This is a genomic window from Klebsiella grimontii (assembly GCF_042137965.1).
Classification (GTDB): domain Bacteria; phylum Pseudomonadota; class Gammaproteobacteria; order Enterobacterales; family Enterobacteriaceae; genus Klebsiella; species Klebsiella grimontii.
In genome coordinates, this window is record NZ_CP169721.1 from 5,470,231 (window position 1) to 5,495,178 (window position 24,948).

The following is a 24,948-nucleotide window of genomic DNA, read 5'->3' on the forward strand; positions in this document are numbered from 1 at the left end:
CAGCAGCGCGGAACTGTCAGTAATTCACCTGGGTCGGACCACCGCTATCGCCGCGATCGTTACGATCCGGCGTAGAGCTCTGGATACCGCTATCAACCGGTTTAGTCGGCGGAGGCGCCGTTTTATCCGCTGGTGGGAAATAAAGCGGCCCTTTCAGGCCACAGCCGGTCAGGCTGAGGACCGCTAATAAAACGGCAAGCGCTGGGAAAACGTTTTTCATGGATAGTTGCCCGTAATTCATTCTTTCTGCTTTCTATCATCGCAGGAGGAGACGTAAAAGCAAGCGTTTAGCATCTCACTGCGCGCGCTTTTGTTTCGCGCTATACTGCCGCCACTATCAAAAAAGCGGGAAAGAACCATGAACGACAGTGAATTCCATCGCCTGGCCGATACCCTGTGGATGACTATCGAAGAGCGCCTCGACGACTGGGATGGCGACAGCGATATCGACTGCGAAATCAACGGCGGCGTGCTGACTATCAGCTTTGAAAACGGCAGCAAAATTATCATTAACCGTCAGGAGCCGCTGCACCAGGTGTGGCTGGCAACGAAGCAAGGCGGCTACCATTTCGACTTGAAAGGCGACGAGTGGGTGTGCGATCGCAGCGGCGAAACGTTCTGGGATCTACTGGAACAGGCGGCGACCGCGCAGGCCGGTGAAGCGGTGAGTTTTCGCTAAGCGCGCGTGATTCGAGTTCCCCGGATTACGGCTGACGCCTTATCCGGGCTACATAACCCTCTACCGCACGCTACCCTTTCTCAGGAATAGTGCTGCAGCATCGGCGATGATGCAGCATCCTGACCGGCTGAAGCGGTGGCGGCGGCAATCACCTGGCTGCGGAACGGGATCACCTGTTCGCGACCGTCGACGTCGACAATTTGATAAAACTGCGGCAGGTTAAAGTTGATAAAGCTGGAGCCGTAGGTAAAGCGGTCATGCGACGAAGAGTAGAAGCGGCTGACGTCGCGCACCAGCTCCTCTTTGCTGCCCTCGCAGTGGTGATACACCTCGGCGCGGTTGCTCTCATCAAGAATATAGATGTTAAATCCGTTATCGTTATCCGCATCTTCAAAGAAGAACTGAATGATCCCTTCGCTGGCAAAACCATCCACCACCTGCGGCAGCCTGACGTGGTTGGTTTCCACCTGCACCGACAGACCATGCAGTTTGTTATGCGAAATCGCGCCGTAGAATTCGATGGCGTTTTCCAGCTTCTGTACCGAGACGTTAAGGCGCTCGAAGAACAGCCCCCAGGTCTGCCCGGAAACGCGCAGCGCTTTAAAGCGGCCGGTGTCCTGACGGGTGCTGGAGAGGCGTAGCTCAACGCATTCAGAAACCAGCTGCTGCACGCGAGTACGGATCAGGCCGCGCAAATGCTGGCTATAGCAGAAGACCTCTACGCTATCCGGCGGCGCGGCGTCCTGATGCATCTTGCCGAGAATCGTTTTCAGCGCTTCGATCATCGCCTGCTCGCCGTTAAAATGCAGCGTTCGCACCTCGTTCCACGAGTTGCGGTACAGCAGATCGATGCTGCCAATCAGGCACTTTTGCTCTTCGCCGAAGCTGAAAACATCGAGCTTACGGAAGTCAAAATGCACCACCTGATTGCGGAAGGCCGCCGTCGGGTCATATTCGAGATTGACGATAATCGCCAGATGGCGAATTTCGCACGGGCTATACAGCGCTTTCGGCGTCGGGGACGGCAGGCGCAGCGGGAAGTGGTGCGCCACGTCAGCCACCATCTCCTGCAGTTTAGCCAAATCGACAATGCCGTTGCCCTTAATAAACAGGCGAGTGCGTGACGTCAGCAGGCCGTTAAACCAGGCCCAGGCCACCAGCTTATTAAGATAACGGTTATATTCCAGCGGCTGGTGGCTGATGATCGACTCCATATCCGGCGCGCGGTTATAGACATACCAGCCGGTACGGTTGGCACGGCCCGGCGGCACGTGGATAAAGGTCAGATTCGGCTCAGACAGATCCGGCGAAATTTGCGGGTTGACCAGGGTCACTTTCCCCGGCAGCGCTTCAAAGGCGGCGTACAGCTTACGCGTCAGCACGCCAATATCCTGCGGACTGGCGGAAACGCTCAGGTTATTGCGGCGCGCAAAGCGAATCAGGTTACGATAGCTCTGCATCATCGCATCAAGCAGCTCGTTATGCGCTTTACGGACTTCGTCAATCTTCCAGTTGGCCCGGTTATCGAGCATCATCAGACGCTTTTCATCCCAGCCCCACTCTTTCACCAGGTGGCTGACGACTTCGCGACGCCAGCCGACGCAGGCGCGCTCGCGGCTCAGCTTCTCGCAGACTTTTAAATAGAAACATCGACGCACCAGATCGAGGCGCGTTTCATCTTCGATAGCCTGCAGATAGACCGTTACGCGCTCCAGCATCATGCAGTAAGGGTCGAGGCCAAACGATACGATTTCACCGTCATGCAGGCGCTGCTTGATATCTTTTGCCAGCAGGCGGTTGTTGGGATACTCCCAGGAGTACGCTTCCAGCAGCAGCGTCTTCAGCACCGCCTTATAGGGCGAGTCGATGCTTTTATACAGCTGCCACAGGCTGGCGCCGAAGTACTCTTCCGCCGACAGGGAACTCAGGCCGCCGAGATCCAGCCATTCGTTCGGCGTCAGCACGCCCTGCGCGTAGAGGCTCATCACGTAATCATCGTAATGCTCCTCTTCCTCGCACGGCACCATATTCCACAGAATACGCTTCCCGGCAAGGCGCACCGCGGTGCGGTAAAACTCATCCAGCAGCAGGATGTGTTGAGTTGAGCCGCAGTCTTCACCGCCCAGGCTGCCGCTTTCGTTATGGCGGAAGCGGTTTTCGTCGATCAGGAAGAAACTCACCTCAACGCCCAGCGACGCCGCCCAGCTTTCCAGCAGGCTACATTTGCGCTGCAGCAGCTGGCGCTCTTCGCTATCCAGCCACGACTGATGGCAAACCCAGATATCCAGGTCGGAAGAGCAGCTTTGGCCGACGGAAGAAGTACTGCCCATGGAGTAAAGGCCGGTGATCGGCAGCTCGCCTTTCGGCGGTTCCTGGGTCAGCATTCCACGATTGAGTTCAAGCTCGTCAAGGTAGTGACGTTGGGTTTCATCAGGCGTGTAGAGGCAAATGCCACGGGGAACGTTACCGTCAAGGTAACCCGGCATCAGCGGATGATGATAATGTAGTAATGTCGGCAGTAGACTGTAAACCTGCTGGAAAGCGGGTCCCATGGCAGCAAGGGCGCGATCCACGCGCAATTGGTTGATGGCATCCAGTCTCTGTTTCAGTGTCTCAATATAGAGGTACAAGACATATCGCCTGATGTTCAAAAACCCGACGTACAATAGTACGGAGAGTTTCAGTATTTCAACAAAAACCGTCACCATTCGTCGTCGGTGTGGTTGTGATGAGCTGCTGACTGACAAATGGTTTAAAACGTGATCAATCTAACACCTTGCTGATTGACCGTAAAGAAAGATGCGCTACATACAAGTGTAGCACCCTTTACTACGTGTAAATTCTTCACTACGTTTGCGGCAACCCGCAAACGCATGAAAGGCTAAAATGATGGCCGCGACCCTTACCCCCACAAAACTAACATCCCTAAGACAACAATGTTAGGATGGTTAGTGGTCGACTATGACGGTAACAAGCATGTTAGACAAAGTTTTGAGAATTGCCACACGGCAAAGCCCGCTTGCGCTATGGCAGGCACATTATGTGAAAGAGCGTCTGGAAGCCTGTCATCCGGGGCTTTCTGTTGAACTGGTGCCGATGGTCACCCGCGGCGACGTGATCCTTGATACGCCCCTTGCAAAAGTGGGCGGCAAGGGGCTCTTTGTGAAAGAGTTAGAGCTGGCGATGCTGGAAGGCCGCGCCGATATTGCCGTCCATTCCATGAAAGACGTGCCGGTGGAATTTCCCGCAGGACTGGGGCTGGTGACCATTTGTGAACGGGAAGATCCGCGCGATGCGTTTGTCTCGAATCACTACGCTTCCATTGATGAACTGCCGCACGGCAGCGTCGTAGGCACATCAAGTTTACGCCGCCAGTGTCAGCTGGCCGCAGCGCGGCCGGATCTCACCATCCGCTCCCTGCGAGGCAACGTTGGCACCCGTTTAAGCAAGCTCGATAGCGGCGAGTACGACGCGATCATTCTTGCCGCCGCAGGGCTTAAACGTCTGAATCTGGCAGTGCGTATTCGTCAACCGCTGTCACCGGAGCAATCTCTGCCCGCCGTCGGCCAGGGCGCTGTCGGCATCGAGTGTCGCCTTGACGACGAATGGACCAAAGCGCTGCTGGCCCCGCTGAACCATACGGAAACGGCCATACGCGTACGCGCTGAACGGGCGATGAACACCCGGCTTGAAGGCGGTTGCCAGGTGCCTATCGGCAGCTATGCCGAACTGATCGACGGTGAACTATGGCTGCGCGCGCTGGTTGGCGCGCCGGATGGCTCGCACACGGTACGCGGCGAGCGGCGCGGTCGTCCGGAAGATGCCGAAACGCTGGGCGTCTCCCTTGCCGAAGAACTCCTGGATAACGGCGCGCGCGACATTCTCGCCGTCGTTTACGCAGGAGAAGCGCCACGATGAGCATTCTGGTTACCCGTCCGCTGCCGCAAGGCGAAGAGTTAGTCAGCCGCCTGCGCGCGCTGGGACGCGTGGCCTGGAGCTTTCCGCTCATCGAGTTTACCCCAGGCCGACAGCTCCCTGAGCTGGGCAGCCAGTTGGCAAGCCTGGCGGCGGGCGATTTACTCTTCGCGCTATCCCAGCACGCCGTTGAGTTTTCCCACTCTCGCCTCCAGCAGCAGGGGCTGCGCTGGCCCGCTGCGCCCGACTATTTTGCCATTGGCCGCACCACCGCGCTGGCACTGCATAAAGTCAGCAATCGACAAGTTCGCTACCCGTTAGATCGGGAAATCAGCGAAGTCTTGCTACAATTACCTGAATTACAAAACATTGCGGGGAAAAAAGCGCTCATCCTGCGCGGCAACGGCGGACGAGAATTACTCGGCGACACGCTTCGCGAACGCGGTGCCGATGTCACTTTTTGTGAATGTTATCAACGTAGTGCGAGGCACTATGATGGCGCAGAAGAAGCAATGCGCTGGCAGTCTCGCGGGGTTTCGACGCTGGTTATTACCAGCGGCGAGATGCTGCAGCAGCTCTGGATGCTAATACCACAGTGGTATCGCGAGCGTTGGCTCCTGAGCTGTCGCATTTTAGTTGTCAGTGAACGTCTGGCCGAACAGGCCAGGGAATTGGGCTGGCAGGATATCCAGGTTGCCGATAGCGCCGACAACGATGCGCTGCTACGCGCATTACAATAACTCTCAACATTGGAAGCCATAATGACGGAACAACAGAATCAATCCGCCGTGGTTGAAGAGACCAGGGAGGCCGTGGACACGACGCCACAGCCAGAAAATAACGTAGAAAAGAAAAACGGCGGCAGTAAAACCAGCCTCGCTCTGAGCGCCATAGCTATCGCTATCGCCCTCGCCGCTGGCATAGGTCTTTATGGCTTGACGAAGACCCAGGCGACCCGCCAGAGCGAAGCCAGCGCCGGGCTATCCAGCCAGATCGCCGCGCTGCAAAAAGCGCAGGAAAACCAAAAAAGCGAGCTTGAAGGCATCATTAAGCAGCAGGCCGACCAGCTGACGCAAGCGCAGCGTCAGCAGGATGCTCTGGCGAAGAAGCTGGAAGAAGTGCAGGAGAAGGTCGCGGTCATTTCCGGCAGCGACGCAAAAACCTGGCTGCTCGCGCAAGCTGATTTCCTCGTGAAGCTGGCCGGACGTAAGCTGTGGAGCGATCAGGACGTGACGACCGCCGCCGCGCTGCTGAAAAGCGCCGATGCCAGCCTGGCCGACATGAACGATCCAAGTCTGATTAGCGCCCGTCGCGCCATCACCGACGATATCGCCTCGCTCTCCGCCGTAAGTCAGGTGGACTATGACGGCATCATTCTGAAGGTTAACCAGCTCGCCAACCAGATCGATAATTTACGTCTGGCGGACAATAATGACGATGACACCCCGATGGATTCCGATAGCGATGAGCTGTCCAGCTCCATTAGCGAGTGGCGGGTAAACCTGCAAAAAAGCTGGCAGAACTTTATGGACAGCTTTATTACCGTTCGCCGCCGAGATGAGACCGCCGTGCCGCTGCTGGCGCCAAACCAGGACGTCTACCTGCGCGAAAACATTCGCTCGCGTCTGCTGGTCGCGGCGCAGGCCGTTCCACGTCATCAGGAAGAAACCTACAAACAGGCGCTGGATAACGTCTCAACCTGGGTTCGCGCCTACTACGATACTGAAGACGCGACCACTAAAGCCTTCCTTGAGGATGTGGATAAGCTCAGCCAGCAAAGCATCACCATGAACGTACCAGAGAGCCTGCAGAGCCAGGCGCTGCTCGAGAAGCTCATGCAGACGCGCGTTCGTAATCTGATGGCGCAGCCGGCTGAAACCCAACCCAGCGCACCGGCTCCAGCCTCTGTCCCTGCGCCACAAGGAGAGTAACGCATGTTGAAAATTCTCTTACTCTTCGCGCTGCTGCTTGCCGGGATCGTTGTTGGCCCGATGATCGCCGGTCATCAGGGCTACGTCTTGATCCAGACCGATAACTACAACATTGAAACCAGCGTCACCGGGCTAGCGATCATCATGATCCTCACCATGGTGGTGCTGTTTGCCATTGAGTGGCTGCTACGGCGTATTTTCCGCACCGGCGCGCATACCCGCGGCTGGTTCGTGGGCCGCAAACGTCGTCGCGCCCGTAAGCAAACCGAGCAGGCGCTGCTGAAGCTGGCGGAAGGCGATTATCAGCAGGTTGAGAAGCTGATGGCGAAAAATGCCGATCACGCTGAGCAGCCGGTTGTGAACTACCTGCTGGCGGCAGAAGCCGCTCAGCAGCGAGGGGATGAAGCTCGCGCCAACCAGCATCTGGAGCGCGCCACCGAGCTCGCCGGCGACGACCTGATTCCTGTCGAAATCACCCGCGTACGTCTGCAGCTGGCGCGTAATGAAAACCACGCCGCCCGCCACGGTATCGACAAGCTGCTGGAGATCACGCCGCGTCATCCGGAGGTCCTGCGCCTCGCCGAGCAGGCCTACATTCGTACCGGAGCCTGGAATTCGCTGCTGGATATCATTCCGTCAATGGCGAAAGCCGACGTCAGCGATGAAGAGCACCGCGCCGAACTGGAACAGCTGGCGTGGATTGGTCTGATGGATAAAACGCTGGCCGACGGCGGCAGCGAAGGTTTGCGCGGCTGGTGGAAAAACCAGAACCGTAAAACCCGCAGCCAGGTGGCGCTACAGGTGGCAATGGCGAATCGCCTTATCGAAAGCGACGACCATGATACCGCGCAGCAGATTATTATCGATGGTCTGAAAAAGCACTACGACGACCGTCTGGTCATGCCGATCCCGCGGCTGAAAACCAATAATCCGGAACAGCTGGAAAAAGTGCTGCGTCAGCAGATTAAAACGGTCGGCGACCGCCCGCTGCTGTGGAGTACGCTGGGACAATCGCTCATGCGCCACGGCGAGTGGCAGGAAGCCAGCATTGCGTTCCGCGCTGCGCTCAAGCAGCGCCCGGATGCGTTTGACTACGCGTGGCTGGCCGATACCCTCGACCGCCTGCATCAGCCGGAAGAAGCGGCGACGATGCGTCGCGACGGCCTGCTGTTAACCCTGCAAAACAACCCGCAGCAATAATGCGATTCTCGCCTCCGCCGGGGGCGAGAATCTCTTCTCTTCCCGCCTGAACGCTTTCCGATCCCTGAAAAGAAAAAAACGCCTGCTCTGAAACCAGAGCAGGCGTTAAAACAGGTCTGTTTGACAACAAATTGGGTGCTTCACTCAACGTAGTGTCCATGGTGTTTGATGAGGCTTGCGCGACATCTGTCAGTGGACGATAAGCACCGTAAAACGGCTCTGCATCATTCCTGAGTTTATGAGGCGCTAAGGCGAACATAAGAGATGGAATGAGCATCTACCCGGTTATTATCGCACAGGATCGGTAGAAAATGCATCTACCCGAACAGGGAATTGGGACTATTCTGGAGAATAAATAGCATTGTGATTAGCGGAATATTATTTGCAATATCAGGAAGATAAGAGAGTTTTTTTGCAAAATCAGAAAACAAAAAACCCCGCCGAAGCGGGGTTCAAAATTGGTCGGCGAGAGAGGATTCGAACCTCCGACCCACTGGTCCCAAACCAGTTGCGCTACCAAGCTGCGCTACTCGCCGATGTACTGCTTTTTTGAATTTTTAGTTCAATTCTTTATAAAGTCGTGGTGCGAGGGGGGGGACTTGAACCCCCACGTCCGTAAGAACACTAACACCTGAAGCTAGCGCGTCTACCAATTCCGCCACCTTCGCAATATCACAACTTTCTAAATAATGGGGTGGCTAATGGGATTCGAACCCACGACAACTGGAATCACAATCCAGGGCTCTACCAACTGAGCTATAGCCACCACTGCAAATCTTTTACGCGGTATTGAAACCACCGCAGCTCCAGCACCGGGTAAATGGTGCGCCCGACAGGATTCGAACCTGAGACCTCTGCCTCCGGAGGGCAGCGCTCTATCCAGCTGAGCTACGGGCGCTTAGCGCCGTTGCGGGGTCGGATAATACGGACTTCCTACCCCGCTGTCTAGTGCCTTTTTAAAGAAAATTATCGTTTGCTCATGCTTTGTGCGTTTTGTTGCTTATTGCGCCACATTATCAACATTTCCGCGTCGACCAAGGCCAAATACCTTATAAATAAGCGTCACGGCGGCAAGGAAAATTATTCCGACAAAGAGCGACATACGCGTATCGTCGTTAAATCCCATCCCTATTAGCACGCAAACCAGGAACGCCATGGTCAAATAGTTTGCCCACGGGAACAGCAGCGAGCGAAACGGATGGCTGGCCATGGCTTCTTTATGCACGAGACGAAAACGCAGCTGGCTAATCAGAATCACAAACCACGGTACCATGCCCGGCAGCACGCTGGCGCTGTAGACGTAGACGAAAACCCGCTGTGGATTAGGGATAATGTAGTTCAGGCACGAACCGACCAGCAGAATCAGGATCGATAGCGCCACGCCCGCCGAGGGTACGCCGTTGCGCGAGACTTTGGCGATGGCCGCAGGCAGCTGACGATTCCTTGCCAGCGCGTAGAGCATGCGTCCGCAGCTGTACATTCCGCTGTTACAGCCGGACAGCGCCGCCGTGAGTACTACAAAGTTAATAATACCTGCCGCCGCGGTGATGCCGATTTTGGCAAAGGTCAGCACGAACGGACTGCCGTTGGAGCCAATCTGATCCCACGGGAAAATAGTGACGATCACGAAAATCGCCCCCACGTAGAAAATCAGGATTCGCCACAGCACTTTGCCTACCGCGCTGCGCAGCGTGACCTGCGGGTTCTTCGCTTCACCGGCCGTAATGCCGATAAGCTCGACGCCCTGGTAGGAAGCGACCACGATACACAGCGCCGTCAGGAAACCCTTCCAGCCGCCGGCGAAGAAGCCACCGTGCTCGGTCAGATTGCCAAAGCCAATAGCGTGTCCGCCGTTGCCAAAGCCAAAGAAAATAACGCCCAGCCCCACCACGATCATCACAATAATGGTGGTGACCTTAATCATGGCGAACCAGAATTCAATTTCGCCGTACAGACGTACCGCCGCCAGATTCGCCAGCGCTACCAGCCCAACCGCGATAAGCGCCGGTATCCACTGCGCCATCTCCGGGAACCAGAACTGGACATAGACCCCGATCGCCGTAATCTCCGATATCCCGACCGCCATCCACATAAACCAGTAGGACCATGCGGTGAGATAGCCGAAAAACGGGCTCATATAGCGGTGGGCATAAACGGCGAACGAGCCGGTTACCGGTTCAAGGAACAGCATTTCGCCCATCGAACGCATGATAAAGAAGACAAAGAGCCCGGCGATAATATACGCCAGCAGAACCGAAGGTCCGGCCCACTTGAGCGTACTTGCCGCGCCCATAAATAACCCCACGCCAATCGTGCCGCCAAGGGCGATTAGCTCAATGTGTCGCGCCTCCAGTCCCCGCTGAAGTTCCGCTTTTTTCTCAGTCATATAACCTCTTGTGTTTGCCCTGCTCCGGGTTTAAGCGCATCCCAACCAGGATGTGTCTATACCGGTTATTTTTATGAATGAATAAAATGGAATAGCCCTGCCTGCGCGACGGTAAACTGACCGTCGCGTTTTAAGCATGCGAATGGTTAATGAATTTGAGGGAAATGGCAAATAAAGTATCAGGCGAGTGAAGACATTACACAGAATACCCAGGTAAACCCGCCCGCTTGCAGTGGAATGTCACAGCTTACCGGTGTAATACCAGCGTAAATAGCGCAGCAGGCGCGCCTGCCTTTTTATGCGGCTCGGCTGCGAAACCAGTCGATAGAACCACTCCAGACCCAGGTCCTGCCAGAACTTCGGCGCCCGCTGCACGTGGCCGGTAAAGACGTCGTAGGTACCGCCCACGCCCATATACAGCGCCTGCGGATAAACGTCCCGACAGTCGCGCATCAGGATTTCCTGACGCGGCGAGCCCATCGCCACCGTGACGATCTTCGCCCCGCTATCGCGGATACGCTCAAATAGCGCCTGACGCTGGTCAGCGGCAAAATAGCCGTCCTGGCTTCCAACGATATTCACATTCCAGCGCTGGCGAAGCTGCTGCTCCGTTTGCGCCAGTACCTCGGGCTTGCCGCCGATCAGAAATACCGGCGTTCCCTGAGCGCCTGCGCGCGCCATCAGGGCTTCCCATAAATCCGCGCCGGCGACGCGCGACACTTGCGACTGAGGATATTTTTTACGTAATGAGCGAACTACGCTGATGCCGTCAGCGTATTTGAATTCTGCGGCTTCGATCAGCGCCCGAACGTCGGGGCTGTCTTCTACCGCCAGCATCTTCTCTGCATTAATCGCCACCAGCGTCCCCGTACGGATCTCGCCGTCGGCGTACAGATAATCCAGAGCGTGTTGCATATCGCGCCAACCAATGAGTTGTAGCCCTCTCAGCAGATACAACGGCGCGGATGTGGTCTCAGTCATGTACACCCTTATCAGACTTGAGGTTGCGTCAGCGGTTTAGCCCGCTTGTGAATCAGCCCCACGCTATCCAGGAACCAGTACAGCAGTTTTGCCGCCAGCAGGCAGATCCCAAAGATGACGAGGAAAAAAACCACGCGGGAACCAAATGAATCCAGCCCTTCACGCGCCAGCACGATCATGTTGAAGATAGCGCCAAAACAGAAACTGTGCAGGATCGCCGCTTTATAGCGGTTCGTCTCCCGGTTGCCAAGCTCGTACAGCCAGTCAAACCATTTAATGATCAGCCCAACCGCTACCGCTCCCAGCGGCACGAACCAGACGCCTCCCATCACCACCAGCGAGCCAATCAGGGTCGGCGAAATCGCCAGGCCAGAATGGTTATTCAGCACGTCCCAGGTGAAATAGTTCGCGGTATTGAGCACCATTGTCGGTCGACCGTGCCACAACCAGCTGGGGATAAAGACATAGAAATCCCGGACGATGGGCGCCAGTCCCTGAAACTCAATCTTGTCGTAGTTTTGCAGCAGCAGGGCCAGGTTCTCCCACGGCGAGAAGGTGTCGCGGGTCAGATAGAGGAAAGTATAAAACGCCTCATCGCCGCTGACGTTCATACCGTAGCGTTTGAGGGCCAGCCAGAACATACCGACGATGCCCAGCACGCCCGCCGCCGCCAGCATCCACAGGCTGATCCAGCCGCGAATGATGCCGATAAACAGGAAAATGGCAAAAGCGATGATAATATTCGCCCGGGTGCCGCCAACGATGGCGTAGGTCAGCAGGCCAAAGGCGACGGTGCTAACGAGGAAGAATATCCACGCTTTATAATCCTGACGCAGAAAATAGACCACCAGCATTGCCGGGATGAAAAAGTAGAAGAAGCGCTTTAGCGCCACGCCGGAAACTTCGCTGGAGAAGATCTGGCTATAGGAGTTGAGCTTGAATAGCAGAAATCCGTTGTGCGCAAAGAAGATGCCGACGCAGAGCAGCGCCAGCCCCAGTAAAATGCCCCAGGTCAGATGGGTCTCCACGCGATTCATCGTAAACAGCGGACGATGCGAATGGCCGCGCGTCGCCGAGCGTAGCCGCGTTTTGTAGGTGGCATAGTAAACCGCATAAAAACAGACGGAAACCAACAGGGTTTGCAGCAGAATTTCCGGCGGGGCGACCGCGACGTCAAAGCGAAACACCAGAATACTGGTCAGCGGGAAGCCAAAGAAAAAGGTCAGCAGAAACAGCAGCGAGAAAAAAACGTTGAAGTTGAAGCGCACGCGACGAAATTCAAAGTACGTGGCGGTGGCGATAAAAAGCGTCGACAGCAGCCAGACCAGCAGCAGCCCGCTAAATTGCATTAATGTCATGCGTCCACCCCCGCGGCAATCCGCAACGCTCGTCGCCAGCCCGTCAGATAATTCGGACGGAAGAAGGCGATCTGATTTTTATCCACGCCGGCCAGCTGGCGCTGTGCTTCACGCACAACGCTCACGTCCAGCGCATCGCGGGTAAAGAGTACCGGAATATGCTGCTCCGACATATCCTGCCAGAAGGGATTATCCCGATTCAGCACGCAAGGGATCCCCGCCTGAATCAGCAGGCATAGCGTGCCGATACCCTGCTGGCGGGCAAACAGGAAGTAGCCCAGATCGCAGCGGCGCAGCAGCGCAAGATAATCATCAAACGCCAGCTTGTCGCTCAATACCTGGAGATGCTGTGGGCTGAACAGAGCCGCGCCGGCCTCGCGAACTTCGTTAATGTAGTCGCTATTATTGGCCGGATAGCCCATCGGCACGACAACGTTAACCGTATCGCCAAACTGCTGGCGAATCGCGCGCAGCGCCGCGATATGCTCGTTGCTGCGGTCGCCGGAATTACCCACCAGGATAGTCAGCGTGTCGCCGCGCGGGGCGCTATCGGCGAGCGAATTCAGCGCCGGATCCATGCGGGTCGGGAAGTAGAGCAGCTCACCCGGCACGCCCGAATGGCGGGCGGCGAACCAGCTCAGATCGCCGCGGGTAGCAAACACGCGCCCTACCCGGCCCTGCGCCATGCGCCGCAGGGGATAAAACAGACGAAACTTCAGGCTGGCGGAGTTCTCATACAGGTCCGCTCCCCAGATATGCCAGTTAAACTGCGCCGGGCGGATCCCGCCGCTGAGCAGCGCCAGCCACAGGCCGGTATTGAACTGGCCGTGAAAGAAAAAGCGCTGCTGCCGGTTCGCTTTTGCCAGCGCGATAACCGCCTGCGCCAGCGACTTTTTCCCCGGATAACAGCTGATGGAGAGCGCGGGATAGGCTGCGCGGATCCCTGTCTCCTCACCGACGACCATAAATATACGCGCCTGCTCGTCATCGACGGCCAGCTCATCATTAAAGAACCGCAGCACGGTCTGGTTGTGGTGCGGGATATCCGATCCCAGTACATGTATCAGTGCTGTCATGCCCGTTTACGCCAAAGTAAAAACACGCCGCTACAGAGAGCGAAATAAACAATATAAGTAGCCATATACGCCTGCGCCGCGCCGATTGCGCCATGCACCGGGATAAGCCAGTGCGAGAATGCGGTCAACAGCGCGAACTGGCTGATTTCCGTCAAAATATAAAAACGCAGCGAGGCTTTGGCGATCACCAGATAGCCATAGACGTACGCCCCCACCTTCAGTACATCGCCCACCAGTTGCCAGGCAAACAGGTCGCGCATCGCCGTGAAACGATCGGAAAAAAGTAGCCAGATAGCGAAATCGCGCAGCAGCCACACCGTTAAGCTTGCTGCCGCCACCGCCGGGAGAACAAATTTTAACGCTTTGCCAATTTCGCGGGTGATATCCGCTTTCGCCGTTAGCCGGGACAATGTCGGTAACAGATAAACGCTAAATGAGGCGGTAATAAACTGCAGATAGGCGTCGGAAATGCTGCTCACCCCTTGCCAGATCCCCACCGCGTCCCAGCCATAATGGGCCGCCAGCAGGTTACGCATCATCACGTAGGCGACCGGCAGCGTCACCGAGGTAATCAGCGCCATCAGGGTAAATTTGGACAGCTGCCCCGCCAGGCCGTTGTCCCAACGCGGGCGCAGCGCGCTCAGCGGAATATTACCGCGTCGCCACAGTACGAAGGCCGCTGGCACCACCACCAGCGCGGGTACCAGCGCCAGTCCCAGCAATGCGCCCTGGTAGCCGCCGAAACGGTAGCAGGCATAGTACGCCGCCACGCCAATCAGGCTCCCGGCGATAAGCGACAGCGCATTGCCCGCCGCATCGCGAAAACCTTTCATCAGCGCTAACAGGAAATTCGCCCAGGCGATCCCCATCTGCACCAGGGCCACCAGCCGCACCAGGTTCTGATATTGCTGATGGCCGAACAGCCCCTGGCTAATTGGCGCGGCCGCCAGCAGGAAGATCAGCGCCAGCAGGGTGGAGAAACCCAGTACCATCGCCGAAGCGGTGCCAACGACGTTGTACAACTGCCGGCGATCGTTATGATGCTGGGCTACCAGCTTAGTGACGCCGTTAAATATCCCGGCCCCCGCCAGTACGCCAAGTACGGTCACCAGCTGGCGGAAGTTACCCGCCTGCCCCACCCCTGCCGGGCCGAACGACACGGCCAGCAGCTTAACCACCAGCAGACCGGCGCCGATTTTGACCAGCGTGGACGCCGCGGTCCACAGAGACGCTTTTGCCAACGACATATCAGGAGAAATAGCTCAGCAGCGAGTTAATTACCGTGCGCTGGTTGACGTTCGACAGGTTGTAGAATAACGGCAGACGCAGCAGGCGTTCGCTCTCCTGAGTGGTGTAGCGATCCGTCCCGTGGAACTCGCCGAAGGTTTCTCCGGCCGGGCAGCTGTGCAGCGGGATATAGTGGAACACCGCCAGAATCTCCGCCTCTTTCAGCCAGGCGATCAGCTTGCTGCGATCGTCAATATCGCGCAGCTTGATATAGAACATGTGCGCATTTTGCCCGCAGTCGGCAGGAACGATCGGCAGATCGATACGTCCAGCCCGCGCCAGCGGCAGCAGGGCATCGTAGTAGTTCTGCCACAGCGCCAGGCGCTGCTGGTTAATCCGCTCCGCCGCTTCCAGTTGCGCCCACAGGTAGGCGGCCTGTAAATCGGACATCAGATAGCTGGAGCCGATATCGCGCCAGGTATATTTATCCACCAGACCACGGAAAAACTGGCTGCGGTTGGTGCCTTTTTCACGAATGATCTCTGCGCGCTCGATCAGCTTGCGATCGTTAATCAGCGTCGCGCCGCCTTCACCGCCCGCGGTGTAGTTTTTGGTTTCATGGAAGCTGAAGCAGCCAATATGGCCGATAGTGCCGAGCGCCCGACCTTTATAAGTCGACATCACGCCCTGAGCGGCATCCTCCACCACAAACAGATTATGCTTGCTGGCGATAGCCATAATGGTGTCCATCTCGCAGGCCACGCCGGCGTAGTGGACCGGCACAATCGCGCGGGTTTTCTCGGTAATGGCCGCTTCAATCAGCGTTTCATCAATATTCATGGTATCGCGACGAATATCAACGAAGACGATTTTCGCGCCGCGCAGCACAAAGGCGTTGGCGGTGGAGACGAAGGTATAGCTCGGCATAATCACTTCATCGCCCGGCTGGATGTCCAGCAGCAGCGCTGCCATCTCCAGCGAAGCGGTGCAGGACGGCGTCAGCAGCGCTTTGGCGGTGCCGAAACGCTGCTCCATCCACTGCTGACAGCGGCGGGTAAAACCGCCATCGCCGCACAGCTTGCCGCTGCCCATCGCGGACTGCATATAATCAAGTTCGGTTCCCACCACCGGCGGCGCGTTAAATGGAATCATCATGTCACCTGTATAACCAGTACGCGGTGCTTTCGATATTCGCACCGCTAAGAATGTAACGTTTAAGCGCGGCGGTGTTGCCCATCTGGGTCGCCACCCGCAGTGTCGTCAGCCCACGCAGCGCGGCCCAGCGCTGGGCTGCCTGCATTAATTCCACTCCGGCGCCGCGTCCGGCCAGCAGGCCAATCCTCGCCTCGCGCTCGCTGAGTTGGCGCAGGGAGACAAACGCGCGAATATCACCATCAGGGGCGCGAAACACCAGACACTGATGATCGAAAGTCCCGCGCACCGCATTTTCAATCCACTGGGCATAGAAACGACCGCTGGCATCGGCTGCGTACCAGGGGGCACGAAAACGGCTCTGCGCAAAGGCCAGCGCCGCCAGCTCGCGCAGCCGGGGGATATCCACCGCGGTCGCCGGCTCGGCGCCGCTATCATCAGAAGCCGCAGGCGAAAGCGCGAGATCGACCTCGCCCTCCACCAGCCGGAAGCCCAATGCCTGCAGTGCGTCCAGACGCGCGACATCATCCGCCGCGACTTTCGCCTGCACCCGCGACCATCCGGCCAGCGCTTGCGCCGTCAGCGGCGGCGCATCGTCGCCAAAGCGTACGATAGCGCTATTGACGCCGAAGAAGCGGTTTTCCCATTCAAGGGTTTTAATACTGGCGCGGACGGGCACGGAGTAAATCCAGTAAGTATTGGCCGTAGCCAGTTTTTTCCAGCCGTTTCGCCGCGCGCTTTACGCCGTCGTCGTCCAGCCAGCCGTTGCGCCAGGCGATCTCTTCCAGGCAGGCAATCTTGAAACCCTGACGTTTTTCCACCGTTTGCACAAACATGCTGGCCTCGATCAGGCTATCGTGCGTACCGGTGTCGAGCCAGGCAAAACCGCGGCCCAGCAACTCAACCGTCAGCGCGCCATCGTCGAGATACATTTGATTGATGGAGGTGATCTCCAACTCGCCGCGCGCCGAGGGTTTAACCCGTTTCGCGTATTCCGCGACTTTACCGTCGTAGAAATAGAGGCCGGTTACCGCCCAGTTGGATTTGGGCTGCTTTGGCTTCTCCTCCAGCGAAATCGCGCGGAAATCGTCATCAAACTCCACCACGCCAAAGCGTTCCGGGTCCATCACCTGATAGCCGAACACCGTCGCCCCGGTCATGCGGGCCGCGACGCTACGCAGCTTCGGACTAAACCCCTGGCCGAAAAAGATGTTATCGCCCAGCACCAGACATGATGGTTCACCGTTGAGAAAAGCCTCTCCAATGATAAAAGCCTGCGCCAGCCCGTCCGGGCTTGGCTGTGCGGCGTAGCTTAGCTGCACGCCGAACTCCGAACCATCACCAAGCAGTCGTTGGAAATCACGCTGGTCATCCGGAGTGGTAATGATCAACACTTCGCGGATCCCGGCCAGCATCAGCACCGAGAGCGGATAGTAGATCATCGGCTTGTCGTAGATAGGTAGCAGCTGTTTTGAGACGCCGCGCGTGATCGGATGCAGACGTGTCCCCGATCCGCCTGCCAGAATAATACCTTTCATTTTTCCCCCCTCAAGCGCTCAGCCATGCAGCCCCAGGCGTTCACCCTGATAGCTGCCGTCCAGCACCTGCCGCCACCAGGATTCATTGGCCAGATACCACGCAACCGTTTTGCGCATCCCGCTGGTAAACGTTTCATTCGGCGTCCAGCCCAGCTCCCGCTCTATTTTCGTCGCGTCAATGGCGTAGCGTAGGTCGTGGCCGGGACGGTCGGCAACAAAAGTGATGAGATCGCGATAGCGCGCCAGGCCATTCGGCTTGTGCGGCGCCAGCTCTTCCAGCAGATCGCAAATGGTTTCTACCACCTCGATATTCTTCCGTTCATTATGGCCGCCAATATTATAAGTTTCGCCCGGCTCACCGCGCGTTGCTACCTGATAGAGCGCCCTGGCGTGATCTTCAACGAACAGCCAGTCGCGGATCTGCTCGCCATTGCCATAAACCGGCAGCGCTTTACCCGCCAGCGCATTCAGGATGGTCAGCGGGATCAGTTTTTCCGGGAAGTGATACGGCCCGTAGTTATTCGAGCAGTTGGTCACCAACGTTGGCAGTCCGTAGGTGCGCTGCCAGGCCCGTACCAGATGATCGCTGCTGGCTTTCGAGGCCGAATAGGGACTGCTGGGCGCATAAGGCGTGGTTTCGGTAAAAAACGCGCCGCTATCGTGCAGATCGCCATAGACCTCATCCGTTGAGATATGGTGGAAGCGAAAGACCGATTTTTTTTCGTTCCCCAGCGTATTCCAGTAAGCACGCGCCGCTTCAAGCAGCGTATAGGTACCGACAATGTTGGTTTCGATAAACGACGCCGGACCATCAATAGAGCGGTCGACGTGGCTTTCGGCGGCCAGATGCATCACGATATCGGGCTGATAGTGGTGGAAGACACGGTCCAGTTCGGCACGATCGCAGATATCCACCTGTTCAAAGGCGAAACGCGGATCCCCGGCAACAGGCGCCAGCGACATCAGATTTCCGGCGTAGGTCAGCTTATCAACCACCACTACGTTATCAGTAGTTGCAGTGATGATTTCGCGCGCCACCGCCGAACCGATAAATCCCGCGCCACCGGTGACCAGAATCGTGCTCACCGCCACACCCCTTTGGTATCGACGATAAACTGCTGGCTAACGCTATCCCCGCCGACCGCTTTAAATTCTTTGTGATCGACCAGCATCACCAGCACATCGGCGCTCGCCAGCGCTTCGTCGAGCGTCGCCAGAGCGCACAGTCCGTCGAGCTTTTTCGGCAGATGATGAATATTTGGCTCAACGACCAGGGTTTCGCCGCCGTGCAAGCGGGCGATTTGCGCGGCGATAGCCATTGCCGGGCTTTCGCGCAGGTCATCAATATTCGGCTTAAACGCGAGGCCAAAGCAGGCGATTTTTAGCTCGCTGGCGCGTTTGTTGCTCACCGCGAGGCAGTCGGCGACTCGCGCTTTCACCTGGTCGATTACCCATTCTGGTTTGTGATCGTTAACTTCACGCGCGGTCCGGATAAGCCGAGCCTGCTGCGGATTCTGCGCCACGATAAACCACGGGTCGACCGCGATACAGTGGCCGCCAACGCCCGGGCCCGGCTGAAGAATATTGACCCGCGGATGACGATTCGCCAGGCGAATCAGTTCCCAGACGTTAATCCCCTGATCGGCGCAAATTAGCGAAAGTTCATTGGCAAAAGCGATATTAACGTCACGGAAGCTGTTTTCAGTCAGCTTGCACATCTCGGCAGTGCGTGAGTTGGTCACCACGCATTCGCCTTCAAGGAAGATTTTATACAGCTCGCTGGCGCGGGCCGAGCAAACCGGCGACATGCCGCCAATCACGCGATCGTTTTTAATCAGCTCAACCATCACCTGCCCCGGCAAAACGCGCTCTGGACAGTAGGCGATATTGACGTCGGCCGCTTCGCCAGCCTGCTGCGGGAAACTCAGATCGGGGCGCATTTCCGCCAGCCAGCCCGCCATCTGCTCGGTTGCCCCCACCGGCGACGTGGACTCAAGGATAACCAACGAGCCTTTCTTCAGCGTCGGGGCGATAGATTTCGCCGCCGATTCGACGAAAACCATATCCGGTTCGTGCAGATCTTTAAACGGCGTCGGCACCGCAATAAGATAGGCGTCGGCTGCTACCGGCGCGGTGGTGGCGCTCAGGTAGCCCTGTTCAACCGCCGTTTTGACGACGCTCGCCAGATCCGGCTCCACGATATGAATTTCTCCACGGTTAATGGTCTCCACGGCGTGTTGATTGATATCAACGCCGACCACCCGCTTTTGCCGGGAGGCGAACGCGGCAGCGGTTGGCAGGCCAATATATCCAAGGCCAATCACTGAAATGGTAGAAAAATTCATAGCGTTACCTGATTATTTTTAAGTGCAGACAAAATACGATGACACGCTTGTCCATCGCCGTACGGGTTATGCGCCCGGCTCATGGCCTGATACGCGGACTCATCTTGCAGCAAGCGCGTGACTTCATTGACGATGCGTTGGCTATCGGTGCCCACCAGGCACACGGTTCCCGCGCTGACCGCTTCCGGACGCTCGGTCATGTCACGCATCACCAGCACCGGCTTACCGAGCGATGGCGCTTCTTCCTGGATACCGCCTGAATCGGTCAGGATCAACCATGCGCGATTCATCAGCCAGACGAACGGTAGATAATCCTGTGGCTCAATAAGCATGACGTTCTCAACGTGGCCGAGAATACGCTTAACCGGCTCGCTGACGTTCGGGTTCAGATGCACCGGATAGACAATTTGTACGTCCGGATTGTTGGCGGCGATCTCCGCCAGCGCATGGCAGATTTGCTCAAAACCACGGCCAAAGCTTTCCCGACGGTGCCCGGTGACCAGAATCATCTTTTTGCCGTTGGCGAGGAAGGGATAGCGCTGAGTCAGTTCGTTGCGCAGGGCTTCATCGCTCAACACCCGGTCGCGCACCCAGAACAGCGCGTCAATAACCGTATTGCCGGTTACCGCGATCCGATTGTCGGCGATGTTTTCCCGCAGCAGGTTCTGCCGCGAGGTTTCCGTTGGCGCAAAGTGGTACGTTGCCAGATGTCCGGTCAACGTACGGTTCCCCTCTTCCGGCCATGGCGAGCTCAGATCGCCGGTACGCAGCCCGGCTTCCACATGCCCTACCGGAATGCGCTGATAAAAAGCGGCCAGGCTTGCCGCCATCGTCGTGGTGGTATCGCCATGCACCAGCACCACGTCCGGCTTAAACGACTCCAGCACCGGCTTTAAGCCCTCAAGGATGCGACAGGTAATCTCCGTCAAACCCTGCCCCGGCTGCATAATGTTAAGGTCGTATTCCGGAACAATAGAAAAAAGTTTCAACACCTGATCGAGCATCTCCCGATGCTGCGCGGTCACGCAAACTTTCGCCTCAAAATGAGGATCCTTTGCCAGCGCATGAACCAGAGGCGCCATTTTGATAGCTTCTGGTCTCGTGCCAAATACCGTTAGTACTTTCACATCGATTCTCTTCGATTAGGTGATAAAGGCTGAATGTCCTTCACCACGGGCCGCATTCACTGGACACGGCGACGCGATAACGCAACGCCTGCGCCGATGAGCGCGCCCACAATCCCCCACATCACCATCAGAAACACGCGGCGCGGGCTATCGCGTTTTACCGGTTCTTCAGGCGTTCGCAAATACCTGTAAGTCTGAAAACGCGGATCCAGGGTTGGCCCAACGTTTAATGTCGTTAGCATGGCGCGGCTTTGGTCATAATCAATATCGTACTGCGGCCCCACCGCCTGCAGATTTTCCAGTCGGGCCTGCAGCATCGGCCGCCCCAGTAAAAACAGCTCTGAATCCGGCAGCTGGTCTGGTGGAATATCGGTTTCGCTGCGGGAGATATTGTGCTGCTGCGCGACTTTCAGCGCCTGTTCCACGCTATGCATGCGGCGATTGAAAATCTCTCGTGCCACCTCTTCCTGGCGCTTCACCTGCGCTTTCATCTGGATGGTACGCGCGGCCCAGGCGCCTTTAAGCTCGTCATTCAGATGCCCTGCCGCACGCTGGCTGGCGAAAGCCACATACTGGCGCAGCAGATTATTGGCATCCGGAGCGGTTTCCGCCGTCAGCTTCACGCTATCGTTGACGCTTTTTAGCGCATCGCCGGGCATAAACTGGATATCGTTGATCAGGTCATCCAGCAGGGCGGCATCGGCGCGAGCGTTACCCGACTGGCGCTGCTTGTAGTAGTCCGTTTGCAGCCAGAAGTCGCGGCGGGTATCCCATGACGCCTGCTGCATGATGAACTCTTTATAAGCTTCATCCATTACCGAAGGCTGATCGACCGAGACGAGATTGGCCTTGATATCGAGATTGCGTAAAAACTGCTGCTGCGAATAGTATCCCCCCAGCATGTTTACCGTTGGCCGGTCGGTAATCGCCGTCGCGCTCCACTCCTGGCGAGCAAAAAAGGTATAAACCAGAACAATCAGTGCAAAGAGCACTGCGATACCTGCTATCCAGCTTTTTCCTGCCCATAAGGCGCGAAACAGCCCGCGAATATCCAGCTCATTCTCAACGTTCACTGTTTGTGCTCCCGGTAATGGTTGAGTCATCACGTCCCCAGATTGACTTGGTTAATTAGGATTATTGCCGCTGTGTCGCCGAATTCTGCGTCTAATGCGCTTAACCATGCGCGCCACTTTCCAGGCGCGTTTAATGCAGTAGCCATAAAGAAAGAAGGCTACCAAAAAGAGTATTAACATCACCCATTCCGGCACAATGCGGGTGTATTCCGCCACCACGCCAACCAGGGCCAGCAGCGCGGCGGCCAGGGTGATCAGGACAAATGCCTGGCGGGAAGTAAAGCCGGCGCGCATGATTAAGTGATGAATATGCTGGCGGTCCGGGGAGAATGGACTCATCCCTTTACGCAGGCGACGGTACATAATCGCCACCATATCCATCAATGGGATAGCAATAATCCACAGCGCCGTGACCGGGCTAATAGGATGCGTTTTTCCCTGCGTGGTCTCCAGCAGGATCCAGATGATAGTAAAGCCAATCATGGTGCTGCCGGCATCACCCATAAAGACCTTATAGCGACGACCAAGCGCACCGAGGTTAAGTAAAATATAGGGCAAAATGGCGGCAATCATCGCAAAACACCACATCGCCAGGCTGTACTGGCCATCAAACCACAGGATGATTCCCGTTGCCGCGAAAGAGACGGAGGAGAGGCCGCCAAGCAGCCCATCGATACCATCTACCATATTGAAAGCATTGATCGCCGCCCAAACGGCGAACAGCGTGAGGAAGAAGCCAAAGGGGCCGAGCACCAGTTCCCAAGAGCCGAATATAAAACCGAGGCTACTAAGATGAAGATTACCCACCATCATCATAATGACGGCGATAGCGGCCTGAATAACGGCGCGAATTTTTACGCTGATATCAAAGCGGTCGTCCAGCGCGCCGACCAGCACAAGCACCCCGGCACACCCCAGGTATAACCTTGCATGGGGAATGTAATAATCGGCGATGGCAAACGTAAAACAAATACCTGCGAAAACTGAAATACCACCGACTAACGGAATCAAACCCTGATGCCGTTTGCGATAGTTAGGTTTATCCACCAGCCCAACTCTTTTTGCCGCCTTGCGGGCGATAAATATAAACAGGGTAGTGAATAAGAAAATACTGATTAATTCAGTAATAGCAGTGAGTAAATTCACAACGCATGTGCTCTCAGCATAGTTAATCCGGGAAGTATAACGATGATGCCTCAACTCCAGAAGGGGCAAAGCAGAACATTACAAATTTATTGTAGAAATTTTAGACTGTTAAAGCCGTCTCTGCCTGCCAGCATTCTGCACACATCATACGTTAATACCCATTTTGTTTTCCCTTGCTGGATCATACAAACCCGGAAAACAAAACGCCACGCAATAGCGTGGCGTTTTCTGGCATTTTTAACTTACGAGCGCTTCATCATGTCGAAGAAGTCATCGTTAGTTTTGGTCATCGCCAGTTTATTGATGAGGAATTCCATCGCGTCGATTTCACCCATCGGGTGAATGATTTTACGCAGGATCCACATCTTCTGCAGCTCTTCCTGAGTGGTGAGCAACTCTTCTTTACGGGTACCGGAACGGTTGTAATCGATAGCCGGGAAGACGCGTTTTTCTGCGATCTTACGAGAGAGATGAAGCTCCATGTTACCGGTGCCTTTAAACTCTTCGTAGATAACTTCGTCCATTTTAGAACCGGTATCGATCAGTGCCGTAGCGATGATGGTCAGGCTGCCGCCCTCTTCCACGTTACGCGCGGCGCCGAAGAAACGCTTCGGACGATGCAGGGCGTTGGCGTCCACACCACCGGTCAACACTTTACCGGAAGCCGGGACCACGGTGTTGTAGGCGCGCGCCAGACGGGTAATGGAGTCGAGCAGGATGATAACGTCTTTCTTATGCTCAACCAGACGCTTCGCCTTCTCGATAACCATCTCGGCAACCTGAACGTGGCGGGATGCCGGCTCGTCAAAGGTCGAAGCGACAACTTCACCTTTAACCAGACGCTGCATCTCGGTCACTTCTTCCGGACGTTCGTCGATAAGCAGTACCATCAGTACGCAATCAGGATGGTTGTACGCAATGCTCTGCGCGATGTTCTGCAGCAGCATGGTTTTACCGGCCTTCGGCGGCGCGACAATCAGACCACGCTGGCCGCGGCCGATCGGCGACGCCAGATCCAGTACGCGGGCGGTTAAGTCTTCCGTTGAGCCGTTACCACGTTCCATACGCAGACGTGAATTTGCGTGCAGCGGGGTTAAGTTCTCGAACAGAATCTTGTTACGCGCGTTTTCCGGCTTATCGTAGTTAACTTCGTTAACTTTCAACAACGCAAAGTAACGCTCACCCTCTTTAGGAGGACGAATCTTACCGGAAATGGTGTCACCAGTGCGGAGGTTGAAACGGCGGATTTGGCTGGGGGATACGTAGATGTCGTCGGGACCGGCGAGGTAGGAGCTGTCTGCTGAACGGAGGAAACCAAATCCATCCTGCAGTATCTCCAGTACGCCATCGCCAAAGATATCCTCGCCACTCTTCGAATGCTGCTTGAGGATGGCAAAAATAATATCCTGCTTACGCATACGGGCCAGGTTTTCCAGCCCCATATTTTCGCCGAGAGTAATCAGCTCAGAAACCGGCGTATTCTTTAATTCGGTAAGATTCATAATGGTGTGGGTTCTTAAACTCGGGGTAATTCTCGAACTTAATGTTGTGAATGGTATGGCAGGAACATCCATGCCTGTTAACGGCCTTCATCTCGTGTCTGTACGTTGCCTGGTCACAGGAAAGAACGCAGAACTGAAACGACTAAACGGAATGAGTGATAAGCCCGGATTATAAGCCTCACGCGCATTTTTGCGGGACGCTTTGGGTAAAACAAGATTCAAACAAAGGTATGTTTAAAACGAAGTCTGAGATTAACTTAGCACGACTCTCGCCGGGCGTCCAGAGATCCGCAAAAAATAGGAGGCTGGACG

21 protein-coding genes and 4 tRNA genes are annotated in these 24,948 nt (G+C 56.2%); 5 read left to right on the forward strand and 20 right to left on the reverse strand.

Annotated elements, in window-relative coordinates; genetic code table 11:
* Positions 1–16: 16 nt before the first annotated feature.
* The gene (lptM, locus tag ACE3MN_RS25635) at positions 17–220 is read right to left on the reverse strand and encodes an LPS translocon maturation chaperone LptM (protein ID WP_024360622.1); all 204 of its coding nucleotides are present in this window, start codon (positions 218–220) and stop codon (positions 17–19) included.
* 138 nt (positions 221–358) lie between these two features.
* Between lptM and cyaY the strand changes: the two genes are divergently transcribed.
* Complete coding sequence (gene cyaY, locus ACE3MN_RS25640) at positions 359–679, forward strand: iron donor protein CyaY (RefSeq protein WP_004097546.1); 321 nt, start codon at positions 359–361, stop codon at positions 677–679.
* Between the two features lie 80 nt (positions 680–759).
* Here the strand turns inward: cyaY and cyaA are convergent, their stop codons facing one another.
* A complete protein-coding gene (cyaA, locus tag ACE3MN_RS25645; RefSeq protein WP_024360623.1) occupies positions 760–3,309 on the reverse strand; it encodes a class I adenylate cyclase in 2,550 nt (849 codons plus the stop codon).
* Positions 3,310–3,655: 346 nt separating this feature from the next.
* Between cyaA and hemC the strand changes: the two genes are divergently transcribed.
* The 4 genes from hemC to hemY are packed head-to-tail and all read left to right on the forward strand — an operon-like array spanning position 3,656 to position 7,725.
* Positions 3,656–4,597 carry a hydroxymethylbilane synthase gene (hemC, locus tag ACE3MN_RS25650; RefSeq protein ID WP_024360624.1) on the forward strand — a complete coding sequence of 314 codons (942 nt, stop codon included), beginning with the start codon at positions 3,656–3,658 and terminating at the stop codon, positions 4,595–4,597.
* Positions 4,594–5,334: a uroporphyrinogen-III synthase gene (gene hemD / locus ACE3MN_RS25655; RefSeq protein ID WP_024360625.1), complete on the forward strand. Its 741-nt coding sequence runs from the start codon at positions 4,594–4,596 to the stop codon at positions 5,332–5,334. Before hemC ends, hemD begins: the two co-directional genes overlap by 4 nt.
* Positions 5,335–5,355: 21 nt before the next feature.
* Complete coding sequence (gene hemX / locus ACE3MN_RS25660) at positions 5,356–6,525, forward strand: uroporphyrinogen-III C-methyltransferase (RefSeq protein WP_064342053.1); 1,170 nt, start codon at positions 5,356–5,358, stop codon at positions 6,523–6,525.
* A gap of 3 nt (positions 6,526–6,528) precedes the next feature.
* Positions 6,529–7,725 carry a protoheme IX biogenesis protein HemY gene (gene hemY, locus ACE3MN_RS25665; protein ID WP_004133271.1) on the forward strand — a complete coding sequence of 399 codons (1,197 nt, stop codon included), beginning with the start codon at positions 6,529–6,531 and terminating at the stop codon, positions 7,723–7,725.
* Between the two features lie 459 nt (positions 7,726–8,184).
* On the opposite strand, the gene ACE3MN_RS25670 is transcribed toward hemY, so the two are convergent.
* The 18 genes from ACE3MN_RS25670 to rho form a co-directional block, all read right to left on the reverse strand.
* Positions 8,185–8,261, reverse strand: a tRNA-Pro gene (locus tag ACE3MN_RS25670).
* Positions 8,262–8,306: 45 nt separating this feature from the next.
* A tRNA-Leu gene (locus tag ACE3MN_RS25675) sits at positions 8,307–8,393 on the reverse strand.
* A gap of 22 nt (positions 8,394–8,415) precedes the next feature.
* A tRNA-His gene (locus tag ACE3MN_RS25680) sits at positions 8,416–8,491 on the reverse strand.
* A 55-nt stretch (positions 8,492–8,546) separates the two neighbouring features.
* Positions 8,547–8,623: transfer RNA gene (locus ACE3MN_RS25685), tRNA-Arg, on the reverse strand.
* A 102-nt stretch (positions 8,624–8,725) separates the two neighbouring features.
* Positions 8,726–10,111, reverse strand: a complete 1,386-nt coding sequence (gene thrP / locus ACE3MN_RS25690) for a bifunctional threonine/serine APC transporter ThrP (protein WP_004133272.1) — start codon at positions 10,109–10,111, stop codon at positions 8,726–8,728.
* A gap of 240 nt (positions 10,112–10,351) precedes the next feature.
* The gene (wecG, locus tag ACE3MN_RS25695; RefSeq protein WP_004133273.1) at positions 10,352–11,092 is read right to left on the reverse strand and encodes a lipopolysaccharide N-acetylmannosaminouronosyltransferase; all 741 of its coding nucleotides are present in this window, start codon (positions 11,090–11,092) and stop codon (positions 10,352–10,354) included.
* An 11-nt stretch (positions 11,093–11,103) separates the two neighbouring features.
* Complete coding sequence (gene wzyE, locus ACE3MN_RS25700; RefSeq protein WP_004133275.1) at positions 11,104–12,450, reverse strand: ECA oligosaccharide polymerase; 1,347 nt, start codon at positions 12,448–12,450, stop codon at positions 11,104–11,106.
* Positions 12,447–13,526, reverse strand: a complete 1,080-nt coding sequence (locus ACE3MN_RS25705) for a TDP-N-acetylfucosamine:lipid II N-acetylfucosaminyltransferase (protein ID WP_024360627.1) — start codon at positions 13,524–13,526, stop codon at positions 12,447–12,449. The genes wzyE and ACE3MN_RS25705 overlap by 4 nt, the downstream gene beginning before the upstream one ends.
* Positions 13,523–14,773 (reverse strand): lipid III flippase WzxE, encoded by a 1,251-nt coding sequence (gene wzxE / locus ACE3MN_RS25710; RefSeq protein WP_102650365.1) that lies wholly within the window; start codon positions 14,771–14,773, stop codon positions 13,523–13,525. Before wzxE ends, ACE3MN_RS25705 begins: the two co-directional genes overlap by 4 nt.
* A gap of 1 nt (position 14,774) precedes the next feature.
* Entirely contained in the window at positions 14,775–15,905 is a 1,131-nt protein-coding gene (gene rffA / locus ACE3MN_RS25715; RefSeq protein ID WP_024360629.1) for a dTDP-4-amino-4,6-dideoxygalactose transaminase, read from the reverse strand.
* 4 nt (positions 15,906–15,909) lie between these two features.
* Positions 15,910–16,584 carry a dTDP-4-amino-4,6-dideoxy-D-galactose acyltransferase gene (gene rffC / locus ACE3MN_RS25720; protein WP_375364218.1) on the reverse strand — a complete coding sequence of 225 codons (675 nt, stop codon included), beginning with the start codon at positions 16,582–16,584 and terminating at the stop codon, positions 15,910–15,912.
* Positions 16,562–17,443, reverse strand: coding sequence for a glucose-1-phosphate thymidylyltransferase RfbA (gene rfbA / locus ACE3MN_RS25725; protein WP_004133281.1), 882 nt, complete (start codon positions 17,441–17,443; stop codon positions 16,562–16,564). The genes rffC and rfbA overlap by 23 nt, the downstream gene beginning before the upstream one ends.
* 18 nt (positions 17,444–17,461) lie before the next feature.
* Entirely contained in the window at positions 17,462–18,529 is a 1,068-nt protein-coding gene (rffG, locus tag ACE3MN_RS25730; protein ID WP_049086030.1) for a dTDP-glucose 4,6-dehydratase, read from the reverse strand.
* On the reverse strand, positions 18,526–19,788 hold the full coding sequence (wecC, locus tag ACE3MN_RS25735; protein ID WP_102650364.1) for a UDP-N-acetyl-D-mannosamine dehydrogenase: 1,263 nt from the start codon (positions 19,786–19,788) through the stop codon (positions 18,526–18,528). Before wecC ends, rffG begins: the two co-directional genes overlap by 4 nt.
* On the reverse strand, positions 19,785–20,915 hold the full coding sequence (wecB, locus tag ACE3MN_RS25740) for a non-hydrolyzing UDP-N-acetylglucosamine 2-epimerase (protein ID WP_024360631.1): 1,131 nt from the start codon (positions 20,913–20,915) through the stop codon (positions 19,785–19,787). The genes wecC and wecB overlap by 4 nt, the downstream gene beginning before the upstream one ends.
* A gap of 56 nt (positions 20,916–20,971) precedes the next feature.
* A complete protein-coding gene (gene wzzE / locus ACE3MN_RS25745; protein WP_004133286.1) occupies positions 20,972–22,018 on the reverse strand; it encodes an ECA polysaccharide chain length modulation protein in 1,047 nt (348 codons plus the stop codon).
* A 21-nt stretch (positions 22,019–22,039) separates the two neighbouring features.
* Positions 22,040–23,134: a UDP-N-acetylglucosamine--undecaprenyl-phosphate N-acetylglucosaminephosphotransferase gene (gene wecA / locus ACE3MN_RS25750; protein WP_004127391.1), complete on the reverse strand. Its 1,095-nt coding sequence runs from the start codon at positions 23,132–23,134 to the stop codon at positions 22,040–22,042.
* 242 nt (positions 23,135–23,376) lie between these two features.
* The gene (gene rho, locus ACE3MN_RS25755; RefSeq protein ID WP_002883293.1) at positions 23,377–24,636 is read right to left on the reverse strand and encodes a transcription termination factor Rho; all 1,260 of its coding nucleotides are present in this window, start codon (positions 24,634–24,636) and stop codon (positions 23,377–23,379) included.
* Between the last annotated feature and the right edge of the window lie 312 nt (positions 24,637–24,948).

What these genes read in the sequence shown, in the direction of transcription:
- lptM (WP_024360622.1), bottom strand. Translation starts at nt 220, where the DNA reads ATGAAAAACGTTTTCCCAGCGCTTGCCGTTTTATTAGCGGTCCTCAGC.
- cyaY (WP_004097546.1), top strand. Translation starts at nt 359, where the DNA reads ATGAACGACAGTGAATTCCATCGCCTGGCCGATACCCTGTGGATGACT.
- hemC (WP_024360624.1), top strand. Translation starts at nt 3,656, where the DNA reads ATGTTAGACAAAGTTTTGAGAATTGCCACACGGCAAAGCCCGCTTGCG.
- hemD (WP_024360625.1), top strand. Translation starts at nt 4,594, where the DNA reads ATGAGCATTCTGGTTACCCGTCCGCTGCCGCAAGGCGAAGAGTTAGTC.
- hemX (WP_064342053.1), top strand. Translation starts at nt 5,356, where the DNA reads ATGACGGAACAACAGAATCAATCCGCCGTGGTTGAAGAGACCAGGGAG.
- hemY (WP_004133271.1), top strand. Translation starts at nt 6,529, where the DNA reads ATGTTGAAAATTCTCTTACTCTTCGCGCTGCTGCTTGCCGGGATCGTT.
- thrP (WP_004133272.1), bottom strand. Translation starts at nt 10,111, where the DNA reads ATGACTGAGAAAAAAGCGGAACTTCAGCGGGGACTGGAGGCGCGACAC.
- wecG (WP_004133273.1), bottom strand. Translation starts at nt 11,092, where the DNA reads ATGACTGAGACCACATCCGCGCCGTTGTATCTGCTGAGAGGGCTACAA.
- wzyE (WP_004133275.1), bottom strand. Translation starts at nt 12,450, where the DNA reads ATGACATTAATGCAATTTAGCGGGCTGCTGCTGGTCTGGCTGCTGTCG.
- ACE3MN_RS25705 (WP_024360627.1), bottom strand. Translation starts at nt 13,526, where the DNA reads ATGACAGCACTGATACATGTACTGGGATCGGATATCCCGCACCACAAC.
- wzxE (WP_102650365.1), bottom strand. Translation starts at nt 14,773, where the DNA reads ATGTCGTTGGCAAAAGCGTCTCTGTGGACCGCGGCGTCCACGCTGGTC.
- rffA (WP_024360629.1), bottom strand. Translation starts at nt 15,905, where the DNA reads ATGATTCCATTTAACGCGCCGCCGGTGGTGGGAACCGAACTTGATTAT.
- rfbA (WP_004133281.1), bottom strand. Translation starts at nt 17,443, where the DNA reads ATGAAAGGTATTATTCTGGCAGGCGGATCGGGGACACGTCTGCATCCG.
- wecC (WP_102650364.1), bottom strand. Translation starts at nt 19,788, where the DNA reads ATGAATTTTTCTACCATTTCAGTGATTGGCCTTGGATATATTGGCCTG.
- wzzE (WP_004133286.1), bottom strand. Translation starts at nt 22,018, where the DNA reads ATGACTCAACCATTACCGGGAGCACAAACAGTGAACGTTGAGAATGAG.
- rho (WP_002883293.1), bottom strand. Translation starts at nt 24,636, where the DNA reads ATGAATCTTACCGAATTAAAGAATACGCCGGTTTCTGAGCTGATTACT.